This window comes from Pararhizobium sp. P1_E7 (assembly GCF_056405855.1).
Window position 1 is genome coordinate 1 of the sequence record NZ_JBFUBH010000113.1, and the last position, 6,843, is coordinate 6,843.

Annotated in this window: 9 protein-coding genes; 1 reads left to right on the forward strand and 8 read right to left on the reverse strand. The window is 60.0% G+C overall.

The features are described 5' to 3' along the window. The 4 genes from AC1D17_RS27080 to AC1D17_RS27095 all read right to left on the reverse strand — a co-directional run. Positions 1–184 (reverse strand): transposase (locus tag AC1D17_RS27080; RefSeq protein ID WP_477568343.1); only part of this gene is annotated, 184 nt, incomplete at its 3' end. 118 nt (positions 185–302) lie between these two features. Further along, a complete protein-coding gene (locus tag AC1D17_RS27085) occupies positions 303–764 on the reverse strand; it encodes a cyclophilin-like fold protein (protein ID WP_477568344.1) in 462 nt (153 codons plus the stop codon). 14 nt (positions 765–778) lie between these two features. Next, positions 779–1,291, reverse strand: coding sequence for an SDR family oxidoreductase (locus AC1D17_RS27090; protein ID WP_477568345.1), 513 nt, complete (start codon positions 1,289–1,291; stop codon positions 779–781). Between the two features lie 27 nt (positions 1,292–1,318). After that, on the reverse strand, positions 1,319–2,500 hold the full coding sequence (locus tag AC1D17_RS27095) for an MFS transporter (RefSeq protein ID WP_477568346.1): 1,182 nt from the start codon (positions 2,498–2,500) through the stop codon (positions 1,319–1,321). A gap of 95 nt (positions 2,501–2,595) precedes the next feature. Between AC1D17_RS27095 and AC1D17_RS27100 the strand changes: the two genes are divergently transcribed. Beyond that, positions 2,596–3,495: a LysR family transcriptional regulator gene (locus AC1D17_RS27100; RefSeq protein WP_477568347.1), complete on the forward strand. Its 900-nt coding sequence runs from the start codon at positions 2,596–2,598 to the stop codon at positions 3,493–3,495. Positions 3,496–3,632: 137 nt separating this feature from the next. Here the strand turns inward: AC1D17_RS27100 and AC1D17_RS27105 are convergent, their stop codons facing one another. The 4 genes from AC1D17_RS27105 to AC1D17_RS27120 all read right to left on the reverse strand — a co-directional run. Further along, positions 3,633–4,388 carry an SDR family NAD(P)-dependent oxidoreductase gene (locus AC1D17_RS27105; protein ID WP_477568348.1) on the reverse strand — a complete coding sequence of 252 codons (756 nt, stop codon included), beginning with the start codon at positions 4,386–4,388 and terminating at the stop codon, positions 3,633–3,635. 17 nt (positions 4,389–4,405) lie between these two features. Beyond that, positions 4,406–5,164 carry an SDR family NAD(P)-dependent oxidoreductase gene (locus AC1D17_RS27110; protein ID WP_477568349.1) on the reverse strand — a complete coding sequence of 253 codons (759 nt, stop codon included), beginning with the start codon at positions 5,162–5,164 and terminating at the stop codon, positions 4,406–4,408. 9 nt (positions 5,165–5,173) lie between these two features. Beyond that, entirely contained in the window at positions 5,174–6,208 is a 1,035-nt protein-coding gene (locus tag AC1D17_RS27115) for a proline racemase family protein (RefSeq protein WP_477568350.1), read from the reverse strand. Between the two features lie 5 nt (positions 6,209–6,213). Continuing rightward, positions 6,214–6,843 (reverse strand): aldehyde dehydrogenase family protein (locus AC1D17_RS27120; RefSeq protein WP_477568351.1); only part of this gene is annotated, 630 nt, incomplete at its 5' end.

Genomic DNA, 6,843 nt, shown 5'->3' on the forward strand with positions numbered 1-6,843 from the left:
CCTTCAGACGCTTCACCTGATCGCCCTTCAGGCCACCGTATTCTGCGCGCCAGCGGTAATATGTAACTTCCGTTACGCCTATCGACCGGATCGCCTCCGCCATCGATTTGCCCTGCGCATTCAGCACGTCAACCTGACGAAGCTTCGTGACGATCTCTTCTGCCTTGTGTCTTTTCGCTGCCATTTCAATGTCCTTCTTTGGCTCATAAGCCATACTTCAAAAAGGATCACTTTTCAGGGGGCAGGCCAATTTGGAACTGTTCACGGTTTTGGTCCTCGGATTGCTTGGGAGGGAAGGTCGGTCATATCCGTTCGATACGGACCGGGTACTCGCCGCGCACGAGAAGCGCGTCGAAGCTGTTATCGAAACGGCCGAGCCTGATGAGGCCGTCCCATTTGTAATCCGCGTAGAAAAGGGCGAGGTTGCCCCACAATTTAAAATAGCATAGGTCGCCTGGCTGCTCGTTTCCGAACGGTCCGCTTCCGTCCTCCGTCAGCTTGCGCGGGAGATGACCAATCTTCTCGTTCCTGCCGAAGTCCTCGATCGTCAAATCCAGAGGGAGCATCGAATTTAAATCGCGTACTGACGGATTGTCGTAAAGCGTGGCGGTGATCGAAAGGGAGTTGAACGTGATCCTGATCCTGACATCGGTTGACTCCTGGCTTGCCGGATCGCGGCCTTGCTTTCCGAGTACCGCGACCGGGAGCGCCACGGCCGCCAAAACTCCGCCCATCATCCTGCGCCGGGTCATCGGTATCGTCATGGTATCGACCCTTGTCACACTGGTTGAGCCGTCGGCCGGAAGAGTATTTCGTTAATGTCGACGTCGTCCGGTTCGTTCACCGCGAAGGCAACCGTCCGGGCAAACGTGTCGGCTCCGACGGCGATCTTCCTTTCCTTCATGTACGGCAGCGCGGCCGCAATGCCGTAGAGCACACCCTTGATGTTGACGTCGATCATTCGATCCCATTCGTCGACCTTGAGACGTTCCAAGGGGGCAAGCGGCATCAGGCCGGCATTGTTCAGCATGACATCGACGTGGCCGAACTGACGAACCGCGGTGTCGACCAGGTTCTGGACCTGTTTCCTGTCGGTGACGTCTGTCTCGACAGCGACCGCCCGGCAGCCTTTGGACGTGAGCTCAGCGGCAAGCGCGTCGATGCGCTCGCGCCTTGGGGCACCTAGCATGACGATAGCACCTCGTTCTGCGAGATGACGTGCCGTCGCTTCCCCAAGACCGCTGCTCGCCCCTGTTATGACAACGACTTTGTTCTCTATTCCCTGAGACATGATGTTCTCCATGGTTTGCAGCGACGATCAGATTCGACGGCTGGCGACCGCGCCTAACGCGGCGGAGCCGAAAAGAAGCACGGCGGCCAGAAGGAACGCGCTCCACCATCCCGCCATATCGAAGAGAATACCCCCTGCGAAAGCTCCGCCCGCGATGCTCAACTGGATCAGGGCCACCTGGAGACCACCCGCCGCTTCGAGTTCACCGGGCACCAGCCTTGCCATCCAGGTGTTCCATGCGACGGGTACCGGGGTCGAAAAGAAGCCCCACAGAACGAGAAGAACTGCCGTGGCCCAAGGAGAGGCTCCGAGGACGATGAGAAGGACTGCAATCAAGGCGACCACGCCGGGCATGCCGACAAGCGCCATGGCGAGGTGCCTGCGTAGGACGAAGCCGATAAGCGACGTTCCGGCGAGCCCGCCCAAGCCGACACCAAGAAGCATCAGTGACAACGGGTTCAGACCGACCCCGGTCACGCCTTCGAGAAACGGACGCAGGTAGATCGAAAGAGCATTCATCCCCATGAACACCAGGCAGGTCGCGGCCATTCCGACGAGGAAGGAACGGTTGCGAAGGAGTCCGAACATCTTGCCCGTCGACACGGTCTCGGTGGCGGGCAGCCGTGGAAGAACGAGCATCTGCCAAACCAGCGCGGCGAGACCGATCGGAACCGTGACGAGGAAGGTGCCGCGCCATCCGATCATCCCACCGAGAAAGCTTCCGATCGGTGGCGCGATGACGATAGCGAACGCTGTGCCGCCCTGGAGAAGGGCGATCGCCTTGGGCAGTTCCGAGGAAGACGCCAGGCGCGCGAGTATGGCAGTCGAAAGCGACCAGAAGCCTCCTATGGCGAGGCCGACAAGCGCACGGCCAATGAGGAAGGTGGCAAAGTTGGGAGCGACAGCGACGATCAGGCTGGAGACAGTCAAAATCGCGGTATAAATGAGGACGACCGACTTTCGGTCTATCCTCGCAAGCAACCCGTTGCCGAACAGGCTGGTCACGACAGCGAAAAAGCCTGACACTGTGATCGCCAAACCAGCCTGACCCTTCGTGATCTGCAGGTCCTGTGCGATCGGCGTCAGGAGGCTCACAGGAAGAAACTCCAGCCCGACCAACAGGAACGTGAGCAGGGAGAGGCAAACCACCTGTGCCCAAGGCGTGGTGGTGTCTTCACCGGGGACTTCGCTCAAGGCATCAACGCTCATTCTCGTTTCTCCTGTCTCTTGACCACCAAATAGTCGCTTTGGTTTCGGCAGACTAGGAGCTACAATCAGCATGATGATGTGAGAGAGATTCAACAATGAAACGTGACGAGTTCACAGAGATGAGGGCGTTTCTCGAAGTGGCGCGCGAGCGCAGCTTCACCCGAGCCGCGGCGAAGCTTGGCGTCACGCGATCGGCGCTGAGCCATACGGTCAGCGCACTGGAGGCGCGGATAGGGATACGACTGCTTGCCCGCACGACCAGAGACGTCGCGCCGACCGTCGCCGGGGAACGTCTCATGGAAAGCATCCAGCCGCACTTCGAGAGCATTGCCGCGGGCATCAACGCGATCAGCGCGTTGCGCGACAAGCCTTCCGGTCATGTCCGTGTCGTCTGCCCGGACGACGCCGTGGACCTGGTGTTCCGCCGTAGGCTTCCGACCTTCCTGAAGGATTTTCCGGAAATCGGGGTGGAGATCATCGTCGACAACGGGTTTACCAATATCGTCGAAAGGCAGTTCGACGCTGGCGTGCGACTAGGCGAGGCCGTCGCACGCGACATGGTGGCAGTCCGCGTTGGACCTGACGTATCGTATTCTGTTGTCGCCTCCCCCGAATATCTGGAGCGCCGATCACCGCCGTCGATCCCGCAAGAGCTACCAGACCATAATTGCATCAACCTTCGGCTTCCAACCTCTGGCGGTCTCTACGCCTGGGAATTCGAACGCGACGACCGCGAGTTCAGCGTTCGTGTGGACGGCCAACTTACCCTGAGCAACATCGCCTCGGCGGTTGATGCCGCGGTGGACGGTATCGGTCTCGCTTACGTGCCGACGGACCTCATCCTGCATCTCGTCCAACAAGGAAAGCTAAAGCGCTTACTCTTGGATTGGTGTCCGACTTTTCAAGGTTATCACCTCTATTATCCTAGCCGCCGAAATCCATCGCCAGCCTTCTCGGCCTTCGTGGACGCGTTCCGGTATAAAACGCGAAAATAGTGTCGGTGCAGACAGTGAAAAGTTTCCTATTGGTGCATTCCGAAATGAACGCGTTCCGGAGGTAATGCCCCCACTCGTAGTATGCGACCAAATTCCGAGCCTGCTAAAAGTCCGTGGGACAGCGCCGCGAGCCGCCGCTACGCAACAGCCTGTGCGCCCGTAATCTCGACAAGCGATCCGCACATGAAAGCCGCCTCATCCGACGCAAGGAAAGCGACGAGCGCTGCGACTTCCTCGGGTTTACCGACGCGGCCGAAGGGCACGAGCTTGTCGAGATCGGCGATTGTTCGTCCAGATCGTGTGACGCCTGCTTCCAGCATGGGCGTGTGGATCTCACCGGGGCACACCGCATTGATGCGGATCTTGTCGGGAGCATAGTCGCGGGCGAGGTTCTGGGTGAAGGCGGCGACGGCAGCCTTCGTGGTGTTGTAGGCGATGTGGTTCGGCGCCGGATAGAGGCCCCACTGCGAAGCCGTATTGACGATGGCGCCGCCGCCAGCGGCGATCATGTGGGGAATGGTGGCCCGGCAGAGATGGAACATCGCGTCGAGGTTGACGGTGAAGCTGATGTCCCAGTCCTCGTCGGAAAGAGACAAAAGATTTCCGCGCCGGTTGATGCCGGCATTGTTGACGAGAACATCGATACGGCTCTTGAGACCGAAAGCGTCCTCGATCAAGCGGAAGCAGGCTTCCTTCTTCGAAATATCCGCCGAAATTGCCGCAGCCGCTCCACCCCCCGCCTTGATGTCGCTGACAACCTGCACTGCTGCTTCCGCAATCACATCGGTAACGACGACAAATGCGCCTTCGGAAGCCAGCCGGCGCGCGATTGCCGACCCTATGCCGCCGCCGGCTCCCGTGACGATGGCAACCTTGTTTTCAAATCGCTTCATGACAATCTTCCTCTGTTCTATCGAATGTAGCTTCCGCCGTTGACGTCGAGCGTCGCCCCGTTCAGGGATGCTTGCGACGGGCGCAGCACGAATGCGACGAGTTCCGCCACCTCTTCCGGGCTGGCCATTTCTCCTATGGGGATATCGGCGACAGCCGCGGCCTTGCCGTGCGTGGCGATGAACTCTTGCACCATGTCCGTGCGGACCCAGCCGGGCGCGATCGCAACGGCCGTTACCCCATCTGCGCCAAAGCTGCGGGCGATGGATTTCGTCAGGTTCACGAGTGCTGCCTTGCTCGCGCCATAGGGCATCGCATCCGCCGCATAACCGCGCTGGCTGGCGCGGCTTGCCATGTTGACGATCCGGCCGCCACCATGCGTCTTGAAATGGCGGATCGCTTCCTTGCAAAGATCGGCCGCGGCGAAGAAATTGATCTGGAATTCCTTCTGCCAGGCGGCTTTCCAATCGTCCGGAGACGCTTCTATGGAAATCTCGGTGCGGATTCCGGCATTGTTGACAACACCGTGCATCCGTCCGGCGGCATCAACGGTTTTTTGCCAAAGCTGAAAGGCGCCTTCGGGAGCAGAAAGATCGGCCTGCACGATGAAGCCGTGTCCGCCAATGCGCGACAGCAATGCTTCCGCTCCATCGCGATCACGGCCGTAGTGGATGATGGGTCTGGCACCTTCAGATGCCAGGCGTTCAACGATCGCGGCGCCAATGCCGCCTGATGCGCCGGTGACAAGGATAGACTGTCCATCGAGCGATTGGCTCATCTGTTCACCTCACTTCAGAAGGCCGACCTGCGACCCCCAAGTATCGGAAAGCGCAAATCCCTGCGCAAACGGGTCGTCATCCGACAGCCGCAACTCGGTGTGGCCATAGATATAACCACGGCCGGTTATCCTCGGCAAAACGGCCCGTCTTCCCGCGACATCAGTTTCGCCGATCGCCTCAGCCTGGAATTCTCCCCCGATGATGGAGCGAGACGTGCGCTTGTCACCCACTTTCACAAGGCCTCGGGCAAAGAGTGCCGCAAGGTTGGCCGAACTGCCGGTCCCGCAAGGAGAACGATCGACCCGCCCCGGTTGCAACGTCGTGCACGTTCGGATCGCTCCGTCCGGCTCCAGGTCCCGGAACATGACATAGGCAATCTCATCGACGCCGGGCAACGTGGGATGCCTAACCTCGATCTTGTCCGCCAGAAGGCGTTTGAGCTCGATACCGGCTTCAGCAAGAGCGCGTGCGTTTGCCGGGTCGATGCGAAGTCCGATTTGCCCGACATCCACCAGCGCGTAATAGACGCCGCCGAACGCCACATCGACCTTGATGCGACCCCAGAACGGGGTATCGATTTCGTGGTCGAGAAGCTCGGCAAAGCTCGGCACATTGTCGAGACTGACGGCAAGGCAGCGCCCGTTCTCGCAGCGTGCGCGGGCGACGATCAGTCCGGCGGGCGTATCCAGTCGAACCGTCGTTTCCGGCTCCTGCATGGGAACACGCCCGCTTTCGAGAAGCGCGGTCACGACGCAGATGCAATTGCTTCCCGACATCGGGTGCGCCCGGTCCGCCTGTAGCACGATGAAGCCGGCATTAGCATCCGCACGCGCCGGCGGAACCAGCAGGTTCACTGACATGGCGACGTTTGCCCGCGGCTCGCAGGTAACGAAGCGGCGCAGGCTGTCATCGACGGTGTTGATGTGGTTCATCTTGTCGAGCATCGTGGCGCCGGGAATGTTCGGAGCTCCGCTCACGAGGACGTGGCCAAGTTCGCCCTGGCAGTGGACAAGAAGCAGTTCGAGAGATCTTTCGAAACGCATGTCGCTCACTTGATGTACCAGCCCCAGGGCTTGTCGGTGATGTATTTGGTGATCTGCTTCGTTTCGAGGTAGTTTTCGAGCCCCCAGCGACCGAGTTCGCGGCCTATGCCGGATTCCTTGTATCCACCCCAAGGCGCTTCGGTGAAGGTTGGCTGCGAGCAATTGATCCAGACGATGCCGGCGCGGAAGGCGGCGGCGACCCGCTCGGCACGAACATCATCCTTGGACATCACCGCCGCAGCAAGCCCGAAGCGACTGTCATTGGCAAGCTCGATTGCCTCCTCCTCCGTCCTGAAGGGCCTGACGCAGACGACCGGCCCGAAAATTTCCTCAACCCATGCGTCGCTGTCGAGAGGAACATCAATCAGCACTGCCGGTCGAAGGTAGTAACCCTTGTCGAATCCTTCCGGACGTGTCCCGCCGCAGGCAACCGTCGCCCCGGCTTTGCGTGCGCCCTCGATCGCTGCGAGAACCTGTTCGTACTGACGCTTCGACACCAGCGGGCCCAGCAGGACGCCGTCATCGAGACCGTTGCCGATCGTGATCTTGTTCGTCTCCTCGACGAGGCGGGCGAGCAGGCGCTCGTAGATCGCCTCGTGCACGAGAACGCGGGAAGTCGCCGAGCAGACCTGACC